This window comes from Geminocystis sp. (genome assembly GCF_041753295.1).
Taxonomy (GTDB): domain Bacteria; phylum Cyanobacteriota; class Cyanobacteriia; order Cyanobacteriales; family Cyanobacteriaceae; genus Geminocystis.
Genome location: NZ_JBGSUU010000013.1, coordinates 15,977 through 41,435, shown reverse-complemented (window position 1 = coordinate 41,435; position 25,459 = coordinate 15,977). Strand labels below are relative to the sequence as shown.

The window sequence follows — 25,459 nt, the reverse complement described above, 5'->3', positions numbered from 1 at the left end:
ACTGGATCTATTTTTTGACACCAGCGATTAAAACATGGTGGCATTGATGAAGATGTTGTTTCTTTCATTTTGACCTAAAAACGTTATAATACAAAAATTATAACCTAATTTCTTTTATCGTTTTGTTTAAGTACCGTTAAGTGAAAAAGCTCTAGGTTTAGGATTAGAAGACAAAGATATAGGAGGTTGTGGTGTAATTTGTCCAAGTTTAGATGCGTGGCGCTCTTTACTTTACTTAGAAAAACATCCTTTAGGGCGATATTTAGAAAAAAAAATTACTCAGAGTTTAAAAGATTTAGCCTATCGTCTTTATGAATATCATCCGAAGAACATAGATCCCAAAGTGCTACAGTTGACGAATAGTATTAGAGAATTTGACCAATATTTAGTTATTCCTTCTTTGGGTTTTGAAACCGTAGCGGATTATTATTATGCAAGTAGTCCTTTTCGCATTATGGGCAAAATTAATAAACCAACTTTAATTCTCTATGCTCAAGATGACCCTATGTTTGATCCTACTATAATTCAGGATTTACAACTAACAGTTAAGAACAATCAAATGTTAGATTTAATCTTAACTAAAAACGGTGGTCATGTAGGTTATATCAGTAGTTATTTTAGTCAAAATCAAAGCAAAGATCCAGATAGATGGTGGGCATGGAATCGTTTTTTAAAGTGGCTTTCGGATAAATATTGAGGAGAGATTTTGCCCCCGGTGCTCCCAACTTTGGGGAAGAAAGATACAAAAAAAGTCCCCACACTTGGGGATTTAGAGGCGATTCCAACTTTAGAAAAGAAAGATATAAAAAAAGTCCCCATACTTGGGGATTTAGGGGCGATTCTAACTTTATATTCAACTTTACACAAACTTTATATTATTTAGGAATTTTTATAACCTATAATTTCAGTATTATTTTTTAAAAGATAAGTTTCAATTGTATGAATCAATGTGTTCCCCCCCCTCAAAATCGCTAAAATCCTCATCAAATAAGGGTTTTGGTAAAATTGCAGGTATCGCCGTTATTAGTTTCTTTACTTATACTGGATCTGCTCATGGTTTACAAATAACACCCTCAAGCGTTACCGCTTCAAATGGTACGAGTAATGGATATAGTTTGAATGCTCTAATTGATAATTCAGGGTTAAGCAATGGATTACATGGTGCTGTGACTAACACTATGTGGCTAAGTCAAAATCAAACAACACCTACTCTTACCTTTAATTTAGGTGCTGTTTATAATCTAGCTGGAACAGATATATGGCAATATAATCGTAGTACTTTTAACAGAGGAGTTCAAAACTTTAATATTTTAACTTCCTTAGATGGTATTAATTTTAGTAGTGCAGGATCTGGTACATTAACCGTAGCTACAGGCAATCCAGTTTCAATACCATCTCAATTAGTAGCATTTACCGCAACCGCTCAATATGTTCGTTTTGAAGTTACATCAAATTATGGTAATACTTTTACTACAGGACTTAGTGAAGTGAAGTTTCAAACGGCTGAATCTGTACCTGAACCTTTAACCATTCTTGGTAGTTTAACCGCTTTAGGTTTTGGTTCGGTATTTAAAAAGAAATTTAAGTCCAGTAAATCATAGGGTTTGCCCCCCAGCCCCCAACTTTGGGGAAGAAAGATACAAAAAAAGTCCCCACACTTGGGGATTTAGGGGCGATTCCAACTTTATATTATTTAGGAATTTTTATAACCTATAATTTCAATATTATTTTTTAAAAGATAAGTTTCAATTGTATGAATCAATGTGTTCCCCCCCCTCAAAATTGATAAAATCCTCATCAAATAAGGGTTTTGGTAAAATTGCAGGTATCGCCGTTATTAGTTTCTTTACCTACGGCGGATCTGCTAATGCAATACAAATAACACCCACAAGCGTTACTGCTTCAAGTCAGTTCAGTAATTTAGCTAAAGTAAATAACCTCATTAACAACTCAGGGTTATCAGGAGGCAATCATAATATCGTCCCTTTGAATAATATGTGGGTCAGTATCAATAACGATATTAATCCTACTGTGACATTTAATCTTGGTGCTGTTTATAATCTAACGGGAAGCGATATATGGAATTTTAATGCTAGTGGTTCTCTAAATAGGGGCGTTAAAGACTTTAATATCTTAACTTCTTTAGATGGCAATACTTTTAGTAGTGCAGGATCTGGTACATTGTCCATTGGCACGGGGAATCCACTTCCTTCTCAATTAGTAGCATTTACCGCAACGGCTCAATATGTCCGTTTTAATGTTATCTCAAATTACGGAAATACTACTAACACTGGACTTAGTGAAGTGAAGTTTCAAGGAACTCTTGCACCTACTTCTGTACCTGAACCTTTAACCATTCTCGGTAGTTTAACCGCTTTGGGTTTTGGTTCGGTATTTAAAAAGAAATTTAAGTCCAGTAAATCATAGGGTTTGCCCCCCTGCCCCCAATTCTGGGGGAGTAAAGATACAAAAAAAGTCCCCACACTTGGGGATTTAAAGGCGGACTATATTTAATTTCTAGCTAACCATTTTTGACCATTTAAGCGCTTCAGAGCGAATAACACCATTAAATCAAGACTAGCTTTGCGCTCATCAATCATAAAAGATTCTAGGGTACTAGGTTTTTCCCCATCGATAGTACAAGAAAATGCTTTTTGTCCGTTAATATTTTCATCTAAAAAATAAAGAGCAAATTGACGATTTTCGAGATTACCTAATACTTGCCAACATTCAGGATTTGATTCAAAACCCGTAATAGGAATTTTAGCTTTTTTAAAATCTAACTCAACATTTTTTAAACCTTGTTTTTCTAGGGCAGTTTTAAGAGTTGGGTTAAAATGTAGCTCCATAAACTCAGTAAAGGGTTTATCTTCTAAAGCAGGAGGTTTCTCTTTTTTAGGTGGTTTCGCCTTAACTTCTTCAGTTTTATTAGTAGTTTCTGGTGTTTTTATTTCTTCAGTCATAAACTTATTTATAAATATACTGTTTACTCATTACTCATTACTCATTACTCATTACTTACCTAAAGTGGGCGATAGACTCGGTAATCAATTTCAGGGAAAATATTATCAATTTCCTCTACTTTACTTAACCAACCAGAATCAACTTTTTCCGCCCAAATATCATCATAGAGTTTGTTTAATCTTAGCAAATGACTCTTAGTTCGTCTTACCGCATAAGGCACCATTGTACCAGTGCGCATAATAAAAGCCCAATCGGAAGACTGTGCTAATAATAATTCTCTGGCGGCTTGGTTTAATGCCCGTAATTGTAACTCATCGGCTGGTTCTTTAGTAGCTAAATGAATCATTTTTTCTGCGCCTTGATGTAGATGAGGATAAATCCAAGCATTAGTATGATTTAACCAATATTCATGAAAACCTTTATAACCCCAACTTGACTGAGAAGGTATTGCTACTTGTTGGTTAGGATGCCCTTTTAAATAATCTGCTAGGTGAATCATGTATAATGAATCTTGGTCAAACCACGCTTTACGGAAGAGAAAATCAATAAATTGTGGGCCTTCATACCACCAATGACCGTATAATTCAGCGTCATAGGGTGATACTACTAATGGTTCACGTTGCATCATTCCTGCTAAATGTTGAACTTGTTGCACACGATTATACAAGAAGTTTCCTGCGTGTTCTGCCGCTTTTTCCCTTGCCCAATAAGGATCATAAAGGGCTTTATCCGATAAACCAGCTTGACGACTGGTGATTTTATGATATTTTACGCCGACATTTTTCCGTTGACCGTTAGGCATGATATAGGGTTTAATATAGTCGTAGTCAGCTTCCCAGCCTAAATCTTTATAAAATTCCCGATATACAGGATCACCCGGATAACCTACTTCTGAGGACCAAACCTGCTGAGAAGACTCATGATCCCTTCCAAAAACCGCTACTCCTGTTTCAGTAAAAATTGGTGCATAAGTGCCAAAACGAGGACGTGGCCGGGCATAGAGTAAACCATGACCATCCGTTAGGAAGTATCTTAAACCAGCGTCGGCTAACATTCTTTCTAAGCCTTCGTAATATGCACATTCAGGCAACCAAATTCCCCGAGGGCGAATACCGAAATTTTCTTCATAACTTTGACAGGCAACTTCAATTTGCGCCCATACTGCTTGGGGATACATTTTCATCAAGGGTAAATAGCCATGAGTTGCACCACAGGTTATGATTTCAAGGTTATTACTATCTTGGAACTTTTTAAATGCGCTAACTAAATCACCTTTATATCTTTCCCAAGTTTTACGAGTTTCGCTAAATTCTTGAGCGTAATATTCGGCTAAGTATTTTATATGCCCATTATGCTCGTTATGGTCAATTTCTTTTTCAATTAATTCTTGTAAACTTGCTAAATGTTCGCTATATCTTTCTTGTAATAATTTATCTTTGAGCATAGCCACTAAAGGAGGTGTCATACTCATGGTTATTTTAAAATCCACTCCATCTCGTTTTAAACCTTCAAAAACGTGGAGTAAAGGTATATAAGTTTCGGTGATGGCTTCATACAACCATTCTTCTTCTAAGACATAATCACTTTCAGGATGGCGAACAAAAGGTAAATGTGCGTGTAGCACGAGGGCGAGATAGCCAAGAGCCATAATATGTCAATAACTATTTGCTAGTTTTTACAGGTTAACAGTTTTAATATTATTATTATCTGTCATTAGAATTTTAGGATAAAACGAGCGTGACTCACATTAAAATAAAGAGTTAATTCTTAATTAAATTTAAAATTTCTATTTTGAGATGATTTTTCACCATTGACAGAAACTGAAAATAATTTAATTTATTATAGTACAGTCAACTATAATCTCTATTTAAAAAGTAATTTTTATCTTATACAAATGTCTTATCAAAAAAATTTTTCTTTCTTATTCACTTCTCTTTATTTAAGTTTTAGTTCTTTTAATGGGGTTTTTGCCCAAGAATTAAAGAATACTCCCGAAAAAAATGCGCTCACTACGGAAAATTCAACAACTCAATTTAATTCTAGTCCTAATCCTTTACTTTTCCCTACTAAACCTTCGGAGGTAAAAATTGAAAAACAAAAATCCGTGACTTTAGACGAAGCCATTGAAATCGCCCTTAAAAATAATAAACAGTTACAAACAGTTCGTCTTGAACTACAAAGAGCCGAAGATGGTTTAAACGCTTCTTTAGCAAGTCAATTACCAACGGTAGAAGGGCAATTAGAATTGAATCAAAGGGGAGATGATACTCCTACAGGACAAGCACAAGGAGAAACTTTTCTTAGAGATAGAACTTTGTTATTAGGACAATTAGAGGTAGGCTATGATGTATATAATGGTGGCCGTAGAAATGCTGAGATTACTCGTTCACGTCAACAAGTATATTTAAGTAAATTAGAAATTGAGCGTATTTCTGAAGAAACTCGTTTAAATACCACTAATAGTTATTATGAGCTACAAAATAATGATGCTCAAGTGGCGATCGCCCAAGCGGCCATTGAAGATTTTTCTCAAACCTTGAGAGATGCACAATTACTCGAACAAGCGGGGTTAGGCACTAAATTTGACGTTTTACAAGCGGAAGTTGATTTAGCCAACGCCAATCAAGCCTTAACCAGAGCAATTTCCGAACAACGTAACGCCAGAAGAAGACTAGCTGAGGTGTTAAGTGTAGGACAAAATGTAGAGCTAACTGCTGCTGATGAAATTAAAGAAAATGGTGTTTGGCAATATTCTTTAGATGAAAGTATTGTTATGGCTTATAAAAATAGGGTTGAGTTACAACAACTGTTAGTCAGAGGAGATATTAGCGCCCAAGATAGAGAAATCGCTTTGTCGCAAACTCGCCCTCAAGTAAGTGTATTTGCAAACTATAACTTTACTAACACTTTTTCTGATAGTTTAAATAATACGGGCTATGCTAATGGTTATAATTTAGGTGCGAGAATGCGTTGGCAGTTTTTTGATGGAGGCATAGCTAAGGCAAGGGGAGAGCAAGAAACCCGTAATATTGAAATTGAAGAAACTAAATTTGCCACTCAAAGAAATCAAATTCGTTTAGAAATAGAAACTGCTTATAACAACCTTGTTGCCAATCAAGAAAATATTAACACTACGGAAAAAGCTGTGGTAACTGCTACTGAAAGTCTCCGTTTAGCACGATTACGTTTTCAAGCTGGAGTCGGAACTCAAACTGATGTTATTAATGCTCAAAGAAGTTTAACTGAAGCTAGGGGAAATTTCTTACAAGCTATTATTGGCTATAATCAATCTTTAAATCAGTTACAACGGGCTGTTAGTAATTTACCTGATGGGAAACTTTTTCAAATTCGCTAACACTTTTTTCTCATTAAATATTAGAAATAATAAATTAAGTTTTTCAGTATTCTTACTCTTTTTGAATCTGATAATTTTTTTTAGAATAAGACTTGACAAAACTACTTTTTTTTGTTATTATATAATTATGATAAAGCCACTTTCTTTTAACCCGTTGCGGTTAGGGGAGGGTGGCTTTTGTCTATTTTTTTTGAAAAACTAAACATTTTTAACTTCATCTATTGAATAGGTATCAGGTAATTCTATTTTTGCTTAACATCAGTTAAATCAATAGATAACTTAAGACTGTTACTGGTTGACTTTCCCCTGACAAGGGGAGTTGCCTACCCTTCATCAAAATAAAAATATGATAAATTAACCCCTAAGTAATTTGTTGAAAAAAGTTATTCCAATCGGAAGTAATTAAGGTGTTATTTTCAGATTCGGGTTTAGAAATTAAATCAAATACTTTGTTTTTAGCGAAAGGATTATCTAAGGCTTCTATAACAACATTCGCAACATCACCCCTAGGAATAGAAGTGGGAATATTATTAGGAGGATTCGTTAAAAATTCATCGTTTTTACCTACTAATAATTCTCTTTTTCCGTCGGGTTTATCTAATAATCCCCCAGCATGAATAATTGTATAATCAATACCTGAATTGATGAGATATTCTTCTGCTTTTCGTTTCCAAATCAAGATATTACCGTTACCAAGACGATTGAGAGGGTGATTATCATTTGTACCTCCCATAGAACCTACTAAGATTATATGTTTAATTCCTGCTTGTTTAGCAGCATCTATTTGGTTTTTTTGCCCTATCCAATCCACTTCTTCAGGTTTTCCTCTGTCTTCAAAGTCAAATTCAGGAGGTTTTCCTTCAAAGGGAGGTGAAATCATTTTAGGCACTGCACTTGTTAGTATTATTAAAGTATCGCATCCTTGAGTGGCTATAGTTAAATCTTCAAAAAATAAAATATTGCCGAAAATAAAATTTTCTGTGGATGTAAAAATTTCTTCTGCTTTTGTTGGTGATTTTGCAAAAGGTATTACTTGCCAATCATTGTTTTTTGTTTGTAACTTTTTGACTACTAATAATCCTGTTCTACCAGTTGCACCGGTTATTAAAACTTTTTTTTTCATAATTTATTTGATAAATATAAGTATAGCAAAACATCCTGAAAAATATAAATTTATATCATAATAGTGATTATATTTTTCTTAATGTCTATTATACATTTTTATCGTAAATTTTGGACATATATTAATCTTATAGGAGTCGTGAAAAATAACTAGGTTTAATTAAGACTAATCTATTTAAAATTATCAGTAATAGTTAAAAAATATTATGCCTATTATATAGCAATAATTAAACTCTAATTATTATTAATTTATTTAAAACTCCAATTTTTGTGCATAAAATAGTTATAAACGTAGAAAATTATCGCTATCATTAAACTAGCATAAACTATCCAAATATTTAAAAGTTTGACAAGAATAAACATTGCTACTAAATTAGCGATAAAACTAGAAGTCATTACTGCATAATATTTATAAATTTCTTTCCATATATTAGTATTTATTACTTTAAATGTAAAATATTTATTCAGGAAAAAACCAAGTAAATTAGAGAGGAAAAAACCGATAATAGTTGCCAACATTTCTTCTAGGAAAAATTTATCTGTTAAAATCCATAAAATCCCTAGATTGAAGGTTAGACATAATCCACCAACTAAAGTAAATTTAATTATTTCTTTTTTCTGCTCAATTGTTTCTTTTAATGTTTGAAAATAAGGGTTAATTTTCATTTCATAAATTCTATTATTCCTCAAGATAATTCAAGCAGATTTTTTCTAATTTATTCGTTATTTCTTGCCAATCAAAAGATTTTGCTCTAATTTTACCGTTATTACTTAATTTTTGGTACTCTGACTCATTATATAGTAACTGGGCGATCGCTTGACTCAAATCATTTTCATCAGGATTAACGGCAATACCTTCGATACCATCTCTAACAATTTCTTTTACCGCACTTTCTTGACTATGACAGTAAATAACTGGTATTCCTAAAGCTATGGCTTCTAAGGGAAAAATACCAAAACCTTCCCGCAAAGATGGTTGAATAGCTATTTTTGCTTGACTTATTTCTTGCCAAACTTCTTCAATGGTTTCTAATTTTCCTCTAAATATAACTTTATCTAAAATATCTAATTTTTGAGCTAAATTTTCTAATTCCTCTCTTTGATTACCTTCTCCAATAATTTGTAAAATAACTCCTTGATAATTATTTTTTTTTGTGAAAATAGCAACAGCTTTTAACAATAAATCAACTCGTTTTTCTTTAATTAATCTTCCTGCATAAATTAACGGTGGTTTATCATTAATATTTTGAGAATTTAAAGAGGATGTAAAATCAAGATTAATACCGTTACTAACTATTTCTATTTCATCGGATTTTATTCTTGCTTTGCATAACTTTTCGGCGGTAAATTTACTAACACAAATAACTTTATTTCCTAACTGTGCCGCTAAAATTTCAATATTATAATAAATCACCCATGTCCAATTTTTAATATAAGTTTGCCAGTATTTTCCCCAATATTCATGCCAAGTAATAATGACTTTTTTATTAAGTATCTTTGCCCATAATATCAGTAAAAATAAATGAATATAAGGAATATTATCAACAAAAATAAGATCAAATTTCTGCAAAGGTAAGGTTAAGATAGCAAAGGCATATTTTAAAGAAATTAAAGCGGTTCTTTGACCTAAACTATTATATATTTTTTTAGAAAATAGTAAAGGAATTATCGTTACATTTAAAGGATGTTTATTTTCTTTTACCCAACCAGCTAAAGTAATATTATGTCCTTTTTCAAGCAAAAATTTTGCTAATTGATAATTACGAAATTCAACGCCTCCTAAAGAATCAGGATAAATGCAATCATAAATAAAAATTATTTTCAGCTTTTTGTCTTTTTCTCTCATGAGTAAATAAAAATTATTAAATTAGATAAAAATTAAGGTTTGAAACAATAAAATGTTAATTAACTACTTAAACCCTAGGATAAAAAAAATCAAATTTAAGAGGTTGTTGATCTTAATATAATTTATTAGCTATAAAAAAGAATAACATTATCTGGTTTTTCCTGACAATAATAATTATAATTTTAGGATATTTTAATAAACTTTAAAATAAGATGAAATAACCTAAGTTTAATTATTATGGTGAATATTTTGCCTAAAGGAGAAAAATCTTTAATAAAATTCAAAAAATAGATTAATTGATATAATAAAAAAACATTAAATATTAATAGGTAAAAACAATGGTTGCTATTCAAGAAGTCGTTAAATTATCTCCCGAAGAATATTTAACCCAAGAAGAAACAAACTCAGTAAAATGTGAATATATTAATGGTGAGGTGTATGAAATGGCTGATGCAAGTTCGGATCATGTTACAATTGCGGGAAATATGTTTTTCGTATTAAAAAATCATTTAAGAGGCGGTGATTGTCGAGTTTATATTGCTGATATGAAAGTCAGAATTGACAGTTTAAATATCTTTTATTATCCTGATGTTATCGTTACTTGTAGCCAAGAAGATCGAGCTTTAAATTATTATAAAAGATCTCCTCAAATTATTGTAGAAGTTTTATCAGATAGTACGGAATCTTTTGATAGAGGTGATAAATTTGCCGACTATCGACAGATAGAAAGTTTAAAAGAATATGTGCTTATTTCTCAGACAAAAAAACGAGTGGATTTATTTACTAAACAAGATAATAATTCATGGCAATTAACCTCTTTTGATGAAGGAGAAAATTTAGTTTTAAATAGTATTAATTTTACTTGTGCTGTTTCTAGTTTATACGAAGATATATAATTATCAAACAAATAATTTTATTCACTAAGTTATTTATTCTTGTTGATAGATTTTGTTATTCTTTTTTGTTAAAATCTGTTAATTGTAAAAAATTATTGATACTTTTAATCATCATTTCTTGCTCAGATATATCTCCAGTAATATCAAGAGAAATTTTTAAGCCTTTATGTAAAATAATTTTAGGTTTTAATACTTTATCCCCGTCACTATCTTTTTCTTCTACCATCGCAATGCTTTTTATTTCTCCTAAATTATATTCTTTAATTTTTGATTGAAATAGATTATCATCTCTAATAAAAAACTTTTTTTTACTCTTATCAAATATAAAATTAATTCGTCTAAAAAATATTAATGAGCCTATCATTAAACGAACACCAAAAAGAATAAAAATGCCTCCAAAAGAATAGGCAAAAACACGATCATCCTGCTTAATTTGTGCGGAATTTTGAGTTTTATCTGCAATAAAATTATTAATTTGTTCTACTTTTTGTAGTTTATTTTTACGACCTGAACTATATCCTTCTGCTAAATGAATTATGCCCTCAGATGTATTTAATTTAATCCCATAAGTTTCTCCATCATCGCTATCACTAACTCCTAATTCTGTACTATATAATTTACTAATATTAATGATTTCTTTTCCCTTTAAACCTTGTCTAGTTAATTGACAAGATATTTGTTGCGTTTCTACTCGATCACATTTTAAAGTATTTAATTTTCCTATGAATAAAATAACAGCGATTCCTCCACACAAAAAAGGGGTTGCAAAAAGAAATGATGATAGTCTTCCTAAATAAAATTTATTATTTCCTAACTCTAATACTTGAGAGGTTTGTTTTTTGATTTTCATAGTTTTACTGAATAAAAATATCTTAAAATTTGATGCTAATAATTAACTATATAACAAATATTTTAAATTATTTATAAATAGTCCTTAAAGACAATAATTTTTAAATCTATTTATTCTTGATCAATAAAAATTAACAATAAAAATTCAACAAATAGGTTAATCTTTTATCCTAGTAGAATTTCTATTTATATATTTGATTATGACACAACCAACAATTGAATCAATTTTACAAGAAAAACGTACTTTTGCCCCTTCTTCCGATTTTTCACAACAGGCACAAATCAAGAGTTGGGAAGATTATCAAGCATTATATCAACAATCTATCGCTAATCCGACTCAATTTTGGGAAGAATTAGCAGAAAAAGAATTACATTGGTTTCAAAAGTGGGATCAAGTTTTAAATTGGAGTAATCCTCCTTTTGCTAAATGGTTTGTCAACGGTAAAATTAACCTATCCTATAACTGTTTAGATAGACACCTAACGACTTGGAGACGCAACAAAGCCGCTATCATCTGGGAAGGCGAACCGGGTGACAGCCGTACTTTAACCTATGCTCAACTCCATCGAGAAGTGTGTCAATTTGCTAACGTCATGAAGCAATTAGGAGTAAAAAAAGGGGATGTTGTGGCAATTTATATGCCTATGATTCCCGAAAGTGCCATCGCCATGTTAGCCTGTGCCAGAATTGGAGCTGTGCATAGTGTAGTATTCGGGGGTTTCAGTGCCGAAGCCCTGAGAGATAGAATCAACGCTGCCGAAGCCAAATTAGTTGTCACTGCTGATGGTGGTTTTCGTAAAGATAAAGTAGTCGCCCTCAAAACTCAAGTGGATAGTGCGATCACCGATAATCAAGCCCCTAGTGTCGAAAACGTGTTAGTAGTACAACGCACCAAAGAAAAAACTTATATGGAAGCAGGAAGGGATCATTGGTGGCACGACTTACAAGCAGGAGTATCCGCCCATTGTGAAGCCGAAGTAATGGATAGTGAAGATATGTTATTTATCCTCTATACCAGTGGTAGTACAGGTAAACCGAAAGGAGTTGTTCACACTACGGGGGGCTATAATCTTTACTCTCACATGACGACAAAATGGATTTTTGATCTCCGTGACGATGATGTTTATTGGTGTACCGCCGATGTAGGGTGGATTACTGGTCATAGTTACATCGTTTATGGACCTCTTTCCAATGGTGCGACAACAGTTATGTATGAAGGAGTACCTCGCCCTTCTAATCTTGGTTGTTTTTGGGATGTAATCGAGAAATACGGCGTAAATATATTTTATACTGCCCCTACTGCTATTCGTGCCTTTATCAAAATGGGCGAACATCATCCTAACGCCCGTGATTTATCGTCTTTGCGATTGTTAGGCACAGTGGGCGAACCCATTAACCCAGAAGCGTGGATGTGGTATCATAAGGTGATAGGCAAGGAAAAATGCCCCATCGTCGATACATGGTGGCAAACAGAAACAGGAGGGGTGATGATTACTCCCTTACCCGGTGCAACACCAACCAAACCCGGTTCGGCTACTCATCCTTTCCCCGGTATTATCGCTGATATTGTGGACTTAGACGGCAATCCCGTTAGTGATAATGAAGGGGGTTATTTAGTGATTAAGCATCCTTGGCCTGGTATGATGCGCACGGTATATGGTGATCCCGATCGATTCCGTAACACCTATTGGGAACATATTGCACCGAAAGATGGAGAGTATTTATACTTTGCTGGGGATGGTGCAAGACGGGATGAAGACGGCTATTTCTGGGTAATGGGACGTGTTGATGATGTTATCAACGTTTCTGGACACCGTTTAGGCACAATGGAAGTAGAATCTGCTCTTGTTTCTCATCCTGCGGTAGCGGAAGCCGCCGTTGTGGGTAAACCAGACGAGGTGAAGGGGGAAGATATTTGCGCTTTTGTTACCCTCGAAAATGGTTTTAATCCTAGCGATGAGTTGGCAAATGAACTTAAAGCCCATGTAGTACAAGAAATCGGTGCGATCGCACGTCCAGCCGAGATCAAATTTACGGAAGGAATGCCCAAAACTCGATCAGGCAAAATCATGCGCCGATTGTTACGTAGCCTTGCTTCTGGGCAAGAGGTAACAGGAGATACTTCTACTTTAGAAGATCGTAGCGTCTTAGATAAATTAAGAGAAGGGGCATAATAAAGGTAGGTTGGGTTGAGGAAACAAAACCCAACTAGATGAAATATAATAAGATTAAGTATTTTCTAAATTATTAATCTTCCATTTAAAACTATGATTTTAGAACTAAAATTAAATCAAGAAAAATTCATTCAAAAACAACTAGACAGCGGAAAATTTGATAGTACAGAACAATTAATAGATTTAGCTTTTTCTTTATTAGAAATCATAGGAGATGACTATTTACATTGGTTAGAAGAAATAAGAAATAAAGTTGATATAGCGATAGCTGAACTAGAAGATGGACAAGGTTTAGATGGTGAAACTGTAATTCAAAATATTCTGACAAAATTTAAACAAGTTCAAGAATAAGTATTTATGAATCGCTATATTATTGCCCCTTCTGCCAGTCAAGATTTGAATAATATTGCATAATATTTTTTAAAGGTAAATGTTCGGGCAGGAGAAAAATTTTTTCTCAAATTTAATCATAAGTGTCAACAATTAATTTAATTTCCTCATCTAGGTCGTCCTTATAATCATATTAAGCCTTCTTTACGAGGTTTATCTTTAGAAGGGTATATTATTTTTTATCGTGTTATTGATGAAACATTAGAAATTTTAAGAATTGTTAATGGTCGTCAGGATTTAGATATTTTGTTTGATAATGAAAATGATTTATAATGCTATGACAAAAATATTATTCCAGTCTTCGTAATGGGAGGTTGAGTATTTATGATGAACAGGCGATAAGTAATGATTTGTCTGCAATTATAGGCTCTGATCCTCATTTATAATGTTGTTTATTTGTATAAAAAAATGGGTAAATATGAAAAACTAATACAAAAAATAATTGATAGTAAATCAGATGAAAATATTTTATTTAATGATTTATTTCAGCTCTTAAAGAGACTTGGTTTTGAAGAAAGAATTAGAGGCTCACATCACATCATATCTTTAGAAAAGACGGCATTGCAGAAAAACCAAATATACAAAGTGATGTAAATAAAGCAAAAGCCTATCAAGTCAAACAAATTAGAGAAATTATTTTGAAATATAATTTAGGAGATAAATAACAATGTATAAATATGAAATTATTATTAATTGGAGCGAACAAGATCAAGTATTTATCGCTAAAGTACCTGAATTATTAGGGTGTATGGCTCATGGAAAAACTCAAGAAGAAGCTATTATTAATATTAAAGAAGCGATCGAATTATGGATTGATATGGCTAAAGAATTTGGGGATATTATTCCTCAACCGAAAAGTTTACAAGTTGCTTAAATATAAAAGTTTGATGATGAAATTAAGGATTATTTATCGTTAGGTTGAATCTTATTAAATCCAGTTATTTTTACCAGAAACTATCAAATTATTTGTTAAATTATTATTATGACTAAATGTCTTAATCCTAAATGTTTACACGAAAATAAGTTAGGTGATAAAATATGTCAAAAATGTGGTAATAAATTATTATTAAAAGAACGTTATCGAGCTATAAAAATAATTGGGCAAGGTGGTTTTGGTAGAACTTTTTTAGCTATTGATGAGGATAAACCATCTAAGTCTTATTGCGTCATAAAACAATTTTTACCCCAAGCTCAAGGCATAGATAATTTAAAAAAAGCTGCAGAATTATTTGCCCAAGAAGCTCACAGATTAGACGAGTTAGGTAAACATTCTCAAATACCTGAATTATTAGCTTATTTTACTCAAGATAATCGTCAATATTTAATTCAACAATTCATAAAAGGAGAAAATTTAAAGCAAGAATTAAACTCTCAAGGTAATTTTAATGAGCAGAAAATTAGAGCTTTATTAGTAGATAGATTAAATGTCTTAAAATTTGTCCATCAAAATAATATAATTCATCGAGATATTAAACCTGAAAATATTATTAGAAGGGCAGAAGATAGTAAGTTATTTTTAGTTGATTTTGGGGCATCAAAATTTGTCGAAAATAGCCATTTATCTATCACTGGTACAGTTATCGGTTCGGCTCAATATTGTCCTCCTGAACAATCTTTTGGTAAACCTCAATATTGCAGTGATTTATATAGTTTAGGGGTAACTTGCTTACATTTATTAACAGGAATTGAGCCTTTAAATTTATTTGATGCAGGGGAAGGAAATTGGGTTTGGCGTGATTATTTAAACAATAACTTTGTAAGTAATGATTTAGGAAATATTTTAGATAAATTAGTAGAATTTGCCTATAAAAAACGTTTTCAATCTGTAGATGAAGTTTTAAATATTATACAATCTCAACAAGAAATTGTAGAAAATAACGTGACAATGGATGCAACTGAAAATAAAGTAATTAATACTATTAATACAAATAAAGACACTCTTAAATTAGGTGAATTTTTATCTGTAAATGAATTTTTAATATCTGCTGAGGGTAATTATAGTTTAGTACTTCAACCAGATGGAAACTTGGTGTTATATAATTGTCAGTCTTCAAAAGCTATGTGGGGTTCAGGTACAAATGGGAGGAAACCTATAAGTGCGGTTATGCAGGAAGATGGCAATTTTGTGATTTATTTTGATGGTTTTAATCCTTGGGCTTCCAATACAGCGAATAGATCAATTTCTCATGTCAAACTAGAAAATAATGGTACTTTAATTTTATATAATAACAACAACGAGCCTTTAAAGTATATTTACTAGGGTCAAGTGCGATCGCCATAAAAAATAACTTAAAACAAATATCTTTAATTTACTCTTCATTTTATTGGTGCAAAAATTAATTTAAAAAATGATTATTATTGCGTTAATAGAGTAATTTTTGATGTCAATGGAAATATAACTGCCATTGTTAAAGATTGTTTTGAAATGGGCAAAGAAGAATTTATTTATAGAAACAATGATGGAAAATAGTTGGAAGATTCTTCGCAATATTGACATTTCCAAAAATCAAATAAAAAATACACAATAAAACTGAAAATCAGTAAAATTTTTTTTACTCTACTGAAATTAATTATGAGTACTTTAAAGTTTTATGAAGATATTTTCTTAATAAATTGCAACAAAGTTTGTAGATTTTAAGAGAGATCTTGTATCCTTATATTGTGGGGATCAATGTTAGATTAGGGCTTTAAGACGAATTACCAGTTTAAATCTAGGCTTCTAAAGTTAACTAACAGAAATTATTATTATTATTCAACTGACTAAATACATTTTTTTTATTACCCATTAATATACTAATTTTAATTAACCAATTTTAAGAAATCAATAAAAACTACAGATCAAAAACCAAAGATAATAAAAGAAATATTCGTATGGAATCTTAAATAATATTAATAACTATTCTATGGTTAAGACAAAACTTATTTTCTATGGAAGAAGATTTTAACTTAAATCTATGTTTTGTCATCCTGAAGAAAAAAGCTAATTATAGTGGTAAATTATGATCAATTGTCACTATTCAAAATTTTCTCTTCACTCTTAGACTCTGGATAAATTAGGAATCGTTTATTTGCTTTATTGACTGATTCTCTAATCAATATTTAAAAAATATACAGGTAAGAAAATGTCAAGAAAAAAGAAGAAATTTGATTGTGGTCATTCAGGTTATGGAAAAAGTTGTCATAGATGTGAACAAACCCAGATGACAAGAGAACAAAAAAGAAGGGAAAAAAATGCTTGGGAAGATACTTTTTCTCATGATCCCATAGATTTGAGTTGTTTACCTAGAAATGTGGTATTAAAAGCAAGACAAATTATTCATAACATCCAAAATCATACTAGCTATACCAATTTTAGGGGAAAAAGACTTAGACATGATCGATTTATTATTAGTATTCCCGTTACTAGGAATTATCGCCTTATTTGTCGAGATTATGGCAGTTTTGTTGCTCCTGAAGCCGTTGTCTCCCATGAGGATTATAATGTCTGTAAACCAGGATGCTGATTAATTGATCATCTTTTTTAGCCACCACCGACAATGGTTACTACTTCTAGGCGATCGCCATTTTTGATCAAAGTAGTATCCCAGTATTGTCGATGTAAAATTTCCCCATTATATTCTAAAGCAATCAAACGAGGATTAAAACCCAGAGACTGCAAAAAAGTAGGTAAAGAGAGATTAGGAGGGCAATGTTGAGATTCACCGTTAACGGTAAGAGTGATCATATCGGAAATCATAAAATAGAGAATGATTAGTTACCTAGTTTATATTTTATGGCATTAATGAGAGTTTCTAAAACATTTAGCCTTGCATAATATTTATCATTACCCGGTACAATTGTCCATGGTGCTTGGGGAGTGCTGGTTCGTGCTATGGTTTGATTAATTGCTACATCATATAAATTCCATTTTTCTCGATTACGATAATCTTCATCGGTTAATTTATAACTTTTATAGGGATCTAACTTTCGTAGTTCAAAACGTTTCAGTTGTTCTTCAGGACTGATATGTAACCAATATTTAAGAATGATATAATTAGAACTAGCTAATTGAGCTTCAAATTCATTAATTTCTCGATATGCACGTCTCCATTCGGTTTCTGTGGCAAAATTTTCAATTCTTTCCACTAAAACTCTACCATACCAAGAGCGATCAAAAATACCTATTTTTCCTGTAGGAGTTAACCGTCGCCAAAAACGCCATAAATAATGATACAAATGCTCTTCTTTAGTTGGGGCGGCAAAAGCATGGACTTCATAGCTACGAGGATCTAAAATATCAGTAATTCTTTTAATAGCGCCACCTTTTCCTGCGGCATCCCAACCTTCAAATAAAATTAAAATACCAATATTTTTTTCAAAAATGTCTTTTTGTAACTTTCTTAACTGTAATTGAGATTGTTTAAGTTTAACTTTATATTCTTCTTTGGGTAAATTTAGGGTTAAATCAACTTGAGAGAGATAATCAGCTTCGGTAGGGGATAAAGAGATTTGAGGCGGTAAAGAAGGAGTTTGAGTGATAATTTCTCGTTTAGCTAAGGCTTCTCTGATAGTTGAAACTAATTGGGTTAAAACCTTAAATTTTGCCCATCTTTGACAATCTGCTTCCACTAATACCCATGGGGCAAAACCACTACTGGTATAAATAAGCATTTCTTCGGCTAAAGTTTTATACTGTGTATAGTTTTTTGCTTGTTGCCAATCTTCTTTTCTGACTCTCCAAGACTCAAATTCATCTTTTTCATAATCTTTGAGACGATTTTGTAATTCTTTTTTACTTAAATGAAGCCAAAATTTTGCCACTACAGCGCCATCCTCAATTAACTGACTTTCAAAAGCGTTAATATCTCGCATGATTGTTGGTACTTTAGTATTCTCTAGTCTTCCAAATAATCTATCTTCTAATAAATGAGTGTACCAACTATGATAAAAAATGCCGATACTGCCTTTTGGTGGTAACTTTTGCCAAAAACGCCATAGAAAAGGATATTTTTTTTCTTCCTCCGAAGGAGCTAAGATCGGATGTACCACAAAACCCCTAGGATCCATATAATTAGTCATTTGTTTAACTAATCCCCCTTTTCCTGCGGCTGCCCATCCTTCTAATACTACGACAATGGGTAGTTTCTCTAACCAGCAAATATTTTGTAGTGAGCGTAATTCTCGCATCAAGTCTTCTATTTTTGTGCGATAAGTTTCTTTATCTAAAGAGATGGTTAAATCGAGATTATCTAACATAATTAATCTATCGGTAATGGCTATAAAGTCAATATATAATTAATATAGCAGTCTTATATCGTTATGATAAAAAACGTAATCAAAAAGGCAAAAAGTAATAGACTTCTTGCAGAAGTGGAGTAATAAGTAATAAGTAATAAGTAATAAGTAATGAGTTAAGAAATTAACGTTTTCCATCCTAAAATAGATTTTACTTTTTATTTTGCAAGAGGTCTAATCATCTGCGATGTTTTTGACATAATTGATTTGTTTTTACCATTGGTATATAACTGAAACTAATTTTATTTAATTATCTCTTAATCTTTTAATTTGTGTGCAAAAATTATCTTTAATATGGTTTAAAGTTTCTCAAAAATTAGCAATAAGATATTTATTTTTTGGGTTAATAGGTGGTTTATTAATGGGTTTAACCGTTGCACCAAGTAATCTATGGTTTTTAGCATGGATAGCCTTAATTCCTTTATGGATAGCTTTATCACAATCAACTTTAACGGCAACATTAACTGGTTTTTTGTGGGGTTGTGGTTATCATGGTTTTGCTTTGTTTTGGATTACAGGAATTCATCCCATGACGTGGATGGGAGTATCATGGTTAAATAGTTTAATTATTGCAATTTTTTGTTGGTTATTTATTACTTTTTGGGGAGCAATTTTAGTTACTATTTGGAGTTATATTTTAAACTATATTATTACTCATAATTTATTAAAATTAAAATTTATTTCTCCTATTTTTATTAAAATCTTTTTAGGAATAACAATTTGGTGTTTATTAGAAAAAATCTGGAGTTTTAGCCCTTTATGGTGGACATCTTTATCTTTAACTCAAAGCCCTTATAATTTAGCAATTTTACAACTATTAAAAATATCTGGTACAACAACTATTACGGCTTTAATTCTTTTAATTAATGGCTTATTTGCTGAAAATATTATTTTAATTATTAATAATAAACAACACTTTTATAAAGATAAATATAATTTAATTGCTAATGCCATCATCATTTTAACCATAACTCACGGTATAGGTTATATAAATTATCAAATAAAAATTAGTAATAATCCTTTAGAAGTTATTAACATAGGTATTATTCAAGGTAATATCCCCAACGAAATTAAACTTTATGATACAGGTTTAAAAACAGCAATTATTAACTATACAAAAGGATATAATGACTTAGCTAAACAAAAAGTTGACGTTATTTTAACACCTGAAACTGCGTTACCTTTATTTTATGATGATATAAAAAATAATAGTAGTTTTTATCAAGCAATTATTAAACAAAAAATTCCTTTATGGTTAGGGGCATTTGATCAAATAAAAAATAATTATACTAATAGTTTATTCTTCATTGATAAAGAAGGTATTGTTATTACTAAATATGATAAAACTAAGTTAGTACCCTTAGGAGAATATATCCCTTTTAGCAACATTTTAGGTAATATTATTGATCGACTTTCTCCTTTAGATGCACATTTAATTGCGGGGGAAAAAAATCAAATTTTAAATACTCCGTTAGGGAAAGTAATTGTTGGTATTTGTTATGATTCCGCCTTTGCAGAGAATTTTCGTTTTCAAGCCTCAAAAGGAGGGGAATTTATTATTACAGCTTCTAATAATGCTCATTATAGCGATGCCATGCCTTTTCAACACCATGCACAAGACGTTATGCGCGCCATAGAAACCGATAGATATATGGCAAAAGCCACAAATACAGGTTACTCAGCTATAATTGATCCTCATGGTAATACTAAATGGATTTCCCAACTTCATCAATATCAAACCCATGTGGGTAAAATTTATAAACGAAACACAAAAACTCTTTATGTTGCTAAAGGAGATTGGTTAATTATATTATTAACTTTTTTGATGATGAGTTATTTTTTCTTTAATTATTTTAGAGGAGATAGAAATAATCAGTAATTTAAGATTTAACTTCAGGGAAAATTATTCGTTTTTGCCTTTTGAGATTAACATATTATTATTTTAAACTTAATGGATGATACCTATGAACACGAAGAAAAAAATTGGTATTTTAACTAGCGGAGGAGATTGCCCCGGATTAAACGCTATTATTAGAGCCGTAGTAAAATATGCACATCTAAAAGATTGGGACATTTTTGGTATTCCTCGTGGTACTGATGGTTTTATAGATGTTGCTCAAGGTAAAGTTGAACCTGAATCTCTTAAATTACAACCTCATGGTTATGATGTGCCGGGGGTTTTACAAGGTTTAGATATACTACAATTTATGAGTGGTAGTGTGTTAGGTTCTCTTAGTAGGGGAAATCCTGCTGAGGAAGATGTAACTTTAGATATTATTGAAGGTTATAAGCGTTTAGAATTGGATGCTTTAATTGCTATTGGTGGTGATGGTAGTTTAGATATTATTTATGATTTAGCCAAAAAAGGCGGTTGGAATTTAGTGGTTATTCCCAAAACCATTGATAATGATGTAGCATTTACTGAACGTTCTGTAGGCTTTGATACGGCTCGTAATACCGTTACTCAAGCCTTATATGATTTAACTTTCACCGCAGCTAGTCATGAACGTATTATGGTTGTCCAAGTTATGGGCAGAGATGCTGGACACTTAGCCTTACATTCTGGTATCGCAGGAGGTGCAGATTGTATTCTTATCCCCGAATTATGTCCTCAATTGACACCCAAAACCATCGAAGGAATGTGTAAGTATATCGCTAAATTACGTTGCGATCGCCGAAAATTTGCTTTAATAGTCATAGCAGAAGGAGTACACGGATTAAATAATCAAAAAGATACTTATATTGCAGAAACTTTAGCGAATTTAATCAGAGAATATAGTCATCATCTTTGTAGTAATGGAAGTAATGAGTATCAAGGTTTAGACGAAATAGATACTCGTGCGACAGTTTTAGGACATTTACAACGATGTGGCGTTCCTAGTTCTTTTGATCGCATTTTAGCTACAGTTTTCGGTATTAAAGCCTTACATCTCATTGAAGAAGAAAGATATAATCGTCTCGTAATTTGGCAAAATGGTTGTGTTGAAAGTAAATCCCTTGAACAAATTATGCCCATGATTAAATGGTGTCATCAAGAGAATAGTTGTCCTTCTCCTGTAGATCCTGAAGGTTTCATGGTTAGGACAGCTTCATCTTTAGGAATATATTTAGGAGAATCAAATCATGATTAATCATTGATAATTATTTGTTAATCTTTCCTTAACTTAATAGTGGTTTAATAGCAACTATACTGAAAATAGTATTTTTATATAAATTATATTAATGATTAGTAATCAAAATTTATTTCTAATTCATTAATGGAAAAAACATATCTTAACTATTAATTAAAATTGACTAATAAATCACTATTATGAGTTCTTTATCTTCTCAAGAATTGAGCGACAACGCCGTATTAAAAGCAGAAAATGTTGACGTTTATTATGGTTCACATAAAGCTGTAGCTGGAGTTAATCTTGATATACCAAAAAATAACGCCGTTGCTTTTATTGGCCCTTCTGGATGCGGAAAAAGTACGATTTTGCGATGTTTTAATCGTATGAATGATTTAGTTGCTAGTGCAAAAATTTCAGGTAGAATTACTTTTCAAGGAAAAAATATTTATAGCGAGAAAGTAGATCCTGTTAAACTAAGAACTAATATTGGTATGGTGTTTCAAAAACCAAATCCTTTTCCTAAATCAATCTATGAAAATATTGCTTGGGGTGCAAGAATTAACGGTTATAAAGGTAATATGGACGATTTAGTAGAATCATCTTTGAGAAAATCTGCTTTGTGGGATGAAGTTAAAGATAAATTGCGTCAAAGTGGTTTAGCATTATCGGGAGGACAACAACAACGTTTATGTATTGCTAGAACTATTGCCATTCAACCTGATGTTATTTTAATGGATGAACCTTGTTCAGCGCTAGATCCCATTTCCACTCTAAAAGTAGAAGAATCTATCCATGAATTAAAACGTAACTATACTATCATTATTGTGACTCATAATATGCAACAAGCCTCACGAGTATCTGATTATACAGCTTTTTTTAATGCTAAAAGTGTCGAAGGAGGAAGCGGTAAACTAGGTTATTTGGTAGAATATGATCGCACAGAAAATATATTTCAAAATCCTGTGGAAGAAGCAACTCAACAATATGTTAGCGGACGTTTTGGCTAATTAATAGTTATATTTTAAAGTTAGGTAATAATCTGGGAATATTTTTTTTTCTTATTACCTAAATATCTTAATTTTTAAACAGTAATTAAAGATAATTGAATTTCACTATCATTATTTTTAGTAACTTCTGCGGTGATATTTGGCCCAAAAAACTTAGTAATTTTTTCCTGTTTTTCCTGCCAAATGTCAAAACTAATTAAGGGAGAATCAAAAAATAAAATTAAGGCATAATTACCGTTAATATTATCTTCTTTTATTTTAGTTAAAATTGGTCTTTGGTCATCTGCTGGACTTAATCCTAGGCGTTGTAAGGCTTCATCTAAATGTGCTTCTTGTCCATAGCGATAACGAGTTACATCATTGCGCAATTGATTTTGAGTATCCGTAGCTTTTTCTTTTCTTAAAACCACCACTTCGGGAGTTGTTTCTTGTGCAAAAGGAATTGGTTTTAATTCTGCTGCTTTTAAAGCTAATCCACCTAATAATAAAGGTATGCCATAGAAAAAACCAGCTAAGTTTAAGGTAGAATTACCAATACCATAGGCAATAAATCCGATGACTGTTAAAATTGAACCGATGGTTAAACCAACTAATGCTAATGGAATTTTGCGCCACATAATTTTTTGTTAAATTTGAGAATGAATAGAATTAATTAATTTTAATATTGTATAGCGTTAAAGGAGTTGATAATTGCTATTTTTCGATGTTGTTAACTAGAAGATTCAGGAATAGTAATATCCACAGAAAAAATTTTTTGTTGAAGACTCTCTAAATCTTGTTTGATAGCTTCTTCATTTCCTACTACTAAAGTTACTATCTTTTCAGGCTGTAAATATTGTTTTGCCACTCTTAAAACATCTTCTACCGTAGTATTTTTAACCGCTTTTTGATAGTCAAAAATAAAATTACGGGGATAATTATAATATTCATAAATCATCAAACGAGAGAGAATTTGAGAAGGATTTTGAAATTGAAAGACAAAAGAATTTAAAATAGAGTCTTTCGCATAATCTAATTCTTTTTGAGTCACGGGTTGAGTTCGTAAATTCTCAATTTCAGTTATCATTGATCGAATAAACTGCGAGGTAGTTTCACTTTTAGTCTGTCCTCCAGCTACAAACATACCTTCATAATCATAATTTCCTTTCCAGACACCATACACTGAATAAGCTAATCCTTGAGTTGAGCGAATTTCATTATATAATCTTCCTCCAAAGCCGTTTAAAATGCCGTTAATAACACTCAATGTGCCATAATTGGGATCATCTAATTTTCCGCCTAAATGTCCTAATAAAATGTTACTTTGGGTTAATTGTGGTTGATTGACGATGAAAATTCCGTTATTTTTGTCTTGTGAAGGTGTAGCAATTTCTAACTTAGGCGATGGTGTTTTTACTTGCCAATCTCCAAAAGTTTTTTCAATAAATGATTTCATTTTTGCCGTTTCAAAATCTCCCACAATACCTAAAATAATATTTTCAGGACGTACATAATTATTATAAAATTTAACTACGTCTTCACGGCTAATATTATCTAAAGTTTTATACTCAACGTTACTACTATAAGGACTATTTTCACCATAAATTAGTTTAGCAAATTCTCGACTGGCTATTTGGGAAGGATTATCATTTCTTCTGGCGATGGCAGCTTTATATTTACTTTGTTGTAAATTAAATTGTTGCTCCTCGAAAACAGGATTTTGTAAAACTTCGGCAAACAGAGGAAAAACCGTATCTAAATCATAACTAAGAGAGGAAAAACTAGCACTACCTGAAGTCTTATCAATAGAAGTTTCGATGGCGGCAGCTTTTTGTTCTAAAATATAATTTAATTGTTCGGGAGTGTGATTTTTAGTACCTCCAAGACGGATTAAATCTCCTGTCAAATCTCCTAAACCTACTTGAGAAAAAGGTTCAAATCGTGATCCTGTTCGTATTATTGCAGTGCCACTAATTAAAGGTAATCGATTATCTTGCACTAAATAAACTACCATACCATTACTAAGTTCATAACGGTTATATTCAGGTAATTGAATTTCAGGTAATGGAGAATATTTTAAATCTTGATAACTGGGAGAAACATCCGCAAAAGCGACATTATGAGTTGTGATAATGAAAGCGATAGTCAGAAAAGTAAAACCTAACCATTGCCAGATTTTATTAAATTTTGTCTTCATTTTAAAAATTAATTTTCAGTAATTAACCTTAATAATTATATAACAGTCCTATTTGAGATTTATGTTACACTCAGATTTTAACAGTTGGTTAAGTTAAGTATCCCATGAGATATTACAATACAAAATGACGTGGGAAAAGTGAGTTATTAATACTGAGATCTTGCATCAGATCAAAAATACTTAATAAGCAAAAGTCAAAAAATCAATTTTAGTATAGTTTGAGTCAATTTTAATCCTTTTGCCCCTTGCCCTTTGCCCTAACTTCACCAGTTAATTTTTAACGAGGTGCAACA

At 31.7% G+C, this 25,459-nt stretch carries 25 protein-coding genes; 15 read left to right on the top strand and 10 right to left on the bottom strand.

The features are described from left to right. Window positions 1–352 precede the first annotated feature (352 nt). From ACEW8E_RS00975 to ACEW8E_RS00965, 3 genes are all read left to right on the top strand, one after another. Complete coding sequence (locus tag ACEW8E_RS00975) at window positions 353–697, top strand: hypothetical protein (RefSeq protein WP_373478469.1); 345 nt, start codon at window positions 353–355, stop codon at window positions 695–697. Between the two features lie 250 nt (window positions 698–947). Continuing rightward, window positions 948–1,601 carry a PEP-CTERM sorting domain-containing protein gene (locus ACEW8E_RS00970; protein WP_373478468.1) on the top strand — a complete coding sequence of 218 codons (654 nt, stop codon included), beginning with the start codon at window positions 948–950 and terminating at the stop codon, window positions 1,599–1,601. A 181-nt stretch (window positions 1,602–1,782) separates the two neighbouring features. Further along, the gene (locus ACEW8E_RS00965) at window positions 1,783–2,427 is read left to right on the top strand and encodes a PEP-CTERM sorting domain-containing protein (RefSeq protein ID WP_373478467.1); all 645 of its coding nucleotides are present in this window, start codon (window positions 1,783–1,785) and stop codon (window positions 2,425–2,427) included. 83 nt (window positions 2,428–2,510) lie between these two features. Here the strand turns inward: ACEW8E_RS00965 and ACEW8E_RS00960 are convergent, their stop codons facing one another. Continuing rightward, window positions 2,511–2,963 carry a DUF2996 domain-containing protein gene (locus ACEW8E_RS00960; protein ID WP_373478466.1) on the bottom strand — a complete coding sequence of 151 codons (453 nt, stop codon included), beginning with the start codon at window positions 2,961–2,963 and terminating at the stop codon, window positions 2,511–2,513. Window positions 2,964–3,022: 59 nt separating this feature from the next. Further along, on the bottom strand, window positions 3,023–4,612 hold the full coding sequence (locus tag ACEW8E_RS00955; RefSeq protein ID WP_373478465.1) for a glycoside hydrolase family 57 protein: 1,590 nt from the start codon (window positions 4,610–4,612) through the stop codon (window positions 3,023–3,025). Between the two features lie 246 nt (window positions 4,613–4,858). Here ACEW8E_RS00955 and ACEW8E_RS00950 point away from each other — a divergent pair, with 246 nt between their 5' ends. Further along, window positions 4,859–6,319 (top strand): TolC family protein, encoded by a 1,461-nt coding sequence (locus ACEW8E_RS00950; RefSeq protein WP_373478464.1) that lies wholly within the window; start codon window positions 4,859–4,861, stop codon window positions 6,317–6,319. 361 nt (window positions 6,320–6,680) lie between these two features. Here the strand turns inward: ACEW8E_RS00950 and ACEW8E_RS00945 are convergent, their stop codons facing one another. The 3 genes from ACEW8E_RS00945 to ACEW8E_RS00935 form a co-directional block, all read right to left on the bottom strand. Further along, entirely contained in the window at window positions 6,681–7,445 is a 765-nt protein-coding gene (locus ACEW8E_RS00945) for an SDR family oxidoreductase (protein ID WP_373478474.1), read from the bottom strand. A 245-nt stretch (window positions 7,446–7,690) separates the two neighbouring features. Beyond that, complete coding sequence (locus tag ACEW8E_RS00940; RefSeq protein WP_373478463.1) at window positions 7,691–8,107, bottom strand: GtrA family protein; 417 nt, start codon at window positions 8,105–8,107, stop codon at window positions 7,691–7,693. A 13-nt stretch (window positions 8,108–8,120) separates the two neighbouring features. Continuing rightward, complete coding sequence (locus ACEW8E_RS00935; RefSeq protein WP_373478462.1) at window positions 8,121–9,287, bottom strand: glycosyltransferase family 4 protein; 1,167 nt, start codon at window positions 9,285–9,287, stop codon at window positions 8,121–8,123. 338 nt (window positions 9,288–9,625) lie between these two features. Here ACEW8E_RS00935 and ACEW8E_RS00930 point away from each other — a divergent pair, with 338 nt between their 5' ends. Continuing rightward, window positions 9,626–10,183 carry a Uma2 family endonuclease gene (locus ACEW8E_RS00930; protein ID WP_373478461.1) on the top strand — a complete coding sequence of 186 codons (558 nt, stop codon included), beginning with the start codon at window positions 9,626–9,628 and terminating at the stop codon, window positions 10,181–10,183. Between the two features lie 55 nt (window positions 10,184–10,238). Here the strand turns inward: ACEW8E_RS00930 and ACEW8E_RS00925 are convergent, their stop codons facing one another. Beyond that, the gene (locus ACEW8E_RS00925) at window positions 10,239–11,033 is read right to left on the bottom strand and encodes a hypothetical protein (RefSeq protein WP_373478460.1); all 795 of its coding nucleotides are present in this window, start codon (window positions 11,031–11,033) and stop codon (window positions 10,239–10,241) included. Window positions 11,034–11,232: 199 nt separating this feature from the next. Between ACEW8E_RS00925 and acs the strand changes: the two genes are divergently transcribed. From acs to ACEW8E_RS00890, 7 genes are all read left to right on the top strand, one after another. After that, on the top strand, window positions 11,233–13,206 hold the full coding sequence (gene acs / locus ACEW8E_RS00920; protein ID WP_373478459.1) for an acetate--CoA ligase: 1,974 nt from the start codon (window positions 11,233–11,235) through the stop codon (window positions 13,204–13,206). A gap of 93 nt (window positions 13,207–13,299) precedes the next feature. Continuing rightward, on the top strand, window positions 13,300–13,557 hold the full coding sequence (locus ACEW8E_RS00915) for a type II toxin-antitoxin system ParD family antitoxin (protein WP_373478458.1): 258 nt from the start codon (window positions 13,300–13,302) through the stop codon (window positions 13,555–13,557). Window positions 13,558–13,728: 171 nt separating this feature from the next. Continuing rightward, complete coding sequence (locus ACEW8E_RS00910; protein WP_373478473.1) at window positions 13,729–13,869, top strand: type II toxin-antitoxin system RelE/ParE family toxin; 141 nt, start codon at window positions 13,729–13,731, stop codon at window positions 13,867–13,869. Window positions 13,870–14,004: 135 nt separating this feature from the next. Further along, window positions 14,005–14,190 (top strand): type II toxin-antitoxin system HicA family toxin, encoded by a 186-nt coding sequence (locus tag ACEW8E_RS00905; protein WP_373478457.1) that lies wholly within the window; start codon window positions 14,005–14,007, stop codon window positions 14,188–14,190. A gap of 73 nt (window positions 14,191–14,263) precedes the next feature. Continuing rightward, a complete protein-coding gene (locus tag ACEW8E_RS00900; protein ID WP_373478456.1) occupies window positions 14,264–14,470 on the top strand; it encodes a type II toxin-antitoxin system HicB family antitoxin in 207 nt (68 codons plus the stop codon). Between the two features lie 108 nt (window positions 14,471–14,578). Further along, a complete protein-coding gene (locus ACEW8E_RS00895; protein ID WP_373478455.1) occupies window positions 14,579–15,856 on the top strand; it encodes a protein kinase in 1,278 nt (425 codons plus the stop codon). A gap of 862 nt (window positions 15,857–16,718) precedes the next feature. After that, the gene (locus ACEW8E_RS00890; protein ID WP_373478454.1) at window positions 16,719–17,099 is read left to right on the top strand and encodes a hypothetical protein; all 381 of its coding nucleotides are present in this window, start codon (window positions 16,719–16,721) and stop codon (window positions 17,097–17,099) included. Between the two features lie 17 nt (window positions 17,100–17,116). Here ACEW8E_RS00890 and thiS read toward each other — a convergent pair whose 3' ends face one another. Together thiS and pap are read right to left on the bottom strand one after the other, a co-directional pair. Continuing rightward, window positions 17,117–17,332, bottom strand: a complete 216-nt coding sequence (gene thiS, locus ACEW8E_RS00885; protein ID WP_373478453.1) for a sulfur carrier protein ThiS — start codon at window positions 17,330–17,332, stop codon at window positions 17,117–17,119. A 14-nt stretch (window positions 17,333–17,346) separates the two neighbouring features. Next, a complete protein-coding gene (gene pap, locus ACEW8E_RS00880) occupies window positions 17,347–18,831 on the bottom strand; it encodes a polyphosphate:AMP phosphotransferase (RefSeq protein ID WP_373478452.1) in 1,485 nt (494 codons plus the stop codon). A 400-nt stretch (window positions 18,832–19,231) separates the two neighbouring features. Between pap and lnt the strand changes: the two genes are divergently transcribed. The 3 genes from lnt (at window position 19,232) to pstB (ending at window position 22,990) form a co-directional block, all read left to right on the top strand. Next, window positions 19,232–20,749: an apolipoprotein N-acyltransferase gene (lnt, locus tag ACEW8E_RS00875; RefSeq protein WP_373478472.1), complete on the top strand. Its 1,518-nt coding sequence runs from the start codon at window positions 19,232–19,234 to the stop codon at window positions 20,747–20,749. 79 nt (window positions 20,750–20,828) lie between these two features. Beyond that, entirely contained in the window at window positions 20,829–22,001 is a 1,173-nt protein-coding gene (locus ACEW8E_RS00870) for an ATP-dependent 6-phosphofructokinase (RefSeq protein ID WP_373478471.1), read from the top strand. 179 nt (window positions 22,002–22,180) lie between these two features. Further along, window positions 22,181–22,990, top strand: coding sequence for a phosphate ABC transporter ATP-binding protein PstB (pstB, locus tag ACEW8E_RS00865; RefSeq protein ID WP_373478451.1), 810 nt, complete (start codon window positions 22,181–22,183; stop codon window positions 22,988–22,990). A 74-nt stretch (window positions 22,991–23,064) separates the two neighbouring features. Here the strand turns inward: pstB and ACEW8E_RS00860 are convergent, their stop codons facing one another. Next, window positions 23,065–23,607, bottom strand: coding sequence for a DUF2854 domain-containing protein (locus ACEW8E_RS00860; RefSeq protein WP_373478450.1), 543 nt, complete (start codon window positions 23,605–23,607; stop codon window positions 23,065–23,067). 92 nt (window positions 23,608–23,699) lie between these two features. Continuing rightward, window positions 23,700–25,166, bottom strand: a complete 1,467-nt coding sequence (locus ACEW8E_RS00855; protein ID WP_373478449.1) for a M16 family metallopeptidase — start codon at window positions 25,164–25,166, stop codon at window positions 23,700–23,702. Window positions 25,167–25,459: the final 293 nt, after the last annotated feature.

Coding starts and splice junctions, on each gene's coding strand:
- ACEW8E_RS00950 (WP_373478464.1), top strand. CDS start 4,859: ATGTCTTATCAAAAAAATTTTTCTTTCTTATTCACTTCTCTTTATTTA.
- ACEW8E_RS00915 (WP_373478458.1), top strand. CDS start 13,300: ATGATTTTAGAACTAAAATTAAATCAAGAAAAATTCATTCAAAAACAA.
- ACEW8E_RS00925 (WP_373478460.1), bottom strand. CDS start 11,033: ATGAAAATCAAAAAACAAACCTCTCAAGTATTAGAGTTAGGAAATAAT.
- lnt (WP_373478472.1), top strand. CDS start 19,232: ATGGGTTTAACCGTTGCACCAAGTAATCTATGGTTTTTAGCATGGATA.
- ACEW8E_RS00890 (WP_373478454.1), top strand. CDS start 16,719: ATGTCAAGAAAAAAGAAGAAATTTGATTGTGGTCATTCAGGTTATGGA.
- ACEW8E_RS00955 (WP_373478465.1), bottom strand. CDS start 4,612: ATGGCTCTTGGCTATCTCGCCCTCGTGCTACACGCACATTTACCTTTT.
- ACEW8E_RS00900 (WP_373478456.1), top strand. CDS start 14,264: ATGTATAAATATGAAATTATTATTAATTGGAGCGAACAAGATCAAGTA.
- ACEW8E_RS00940 (WP_373478463.1), bottom strand. CDS start 8,107: ATGAAAATTAACCCTTATTTTCAAACATTAAAAGAAACAATTGAGCAG.
- ACEW8E_RS00860 (WP_373478450.1), bottom strand. CDS start 23,607: ATGTGGCGCAAAATTCCATTAGCATTAGTTGGTTTAACCATCGGTTCA.
- pap (WP_373478452.1), bottom strand. CDS start 18,831: ATGTTAGATAATCTCGATTTAACCATCTCTTTAGATAAAGAAACTTAT.
- ACEW8E_RS00970 (WP_373478468.1), top strand. CDS start 948: ATGTGTTCCCCCCCCTCAAAATCGCTAAAATCCTCATCAAATAAGGGT.
- ACEW8E_RS00960 (WP_373478466.1), bottom strand. CDS start 2,963: ATGACTGAAGAAATAAAAACACCAGAAACTACTAATAAAACTGAAGAA.
- acs (WP_373478459.1), top strand. CDS start 11,233: ATGACACAACCAACAATTGAATCAATTTTACAAGAAAAACGTACTTTT.
- ACEW8E_RS00855 (WP_373478449.1), bottom strand. CDS start 25,166: ATGAAGACAAAATTTAATAAAATCTGGCAATGGTTAGGTTTTACTTTT.
- ACEW8E_RS00935 (WP_373478462.1), bottom strand. CDS start 9,287: ATGAGAGAAAAAGACAAAAAGCTGAAAATAATTTTTATTTATGATTGC.
- ACEW8E_RS00895 (WP_373478455.1), top strand. CDS start 14,579: ATGACTAAATGTCTTAATCCTAAATGTTTACACGAAAATAAGTTAGGT.
- ACEW8E_RS00905 (WP_373478457.1), top strand. CDS start 14,005: ATGGGTAAATATGAAAAACTAATACAAAAAATAATTGATAGTAAATCA.
- ACEW8E_RS00930 (WP_373478461.1), top strand. CDS start 9,626: ATGGTTGCTATTCAAGAAGTCGTTAAATTATCTCCCGAAGAATATTTA.
- thiS (WP_373478453.1), bottom strand. CDS start 17,332: ATGATTTCCGATATGATCACTCTTACCGTTAACGGTGAATCTCAACAT.
- pstB (WP_373478451.1), top strand. CDS start 22,181: ATGAGTTCTTTATCTTCTCAAGAATTGAGCGACAACGCCGTATTAAAA.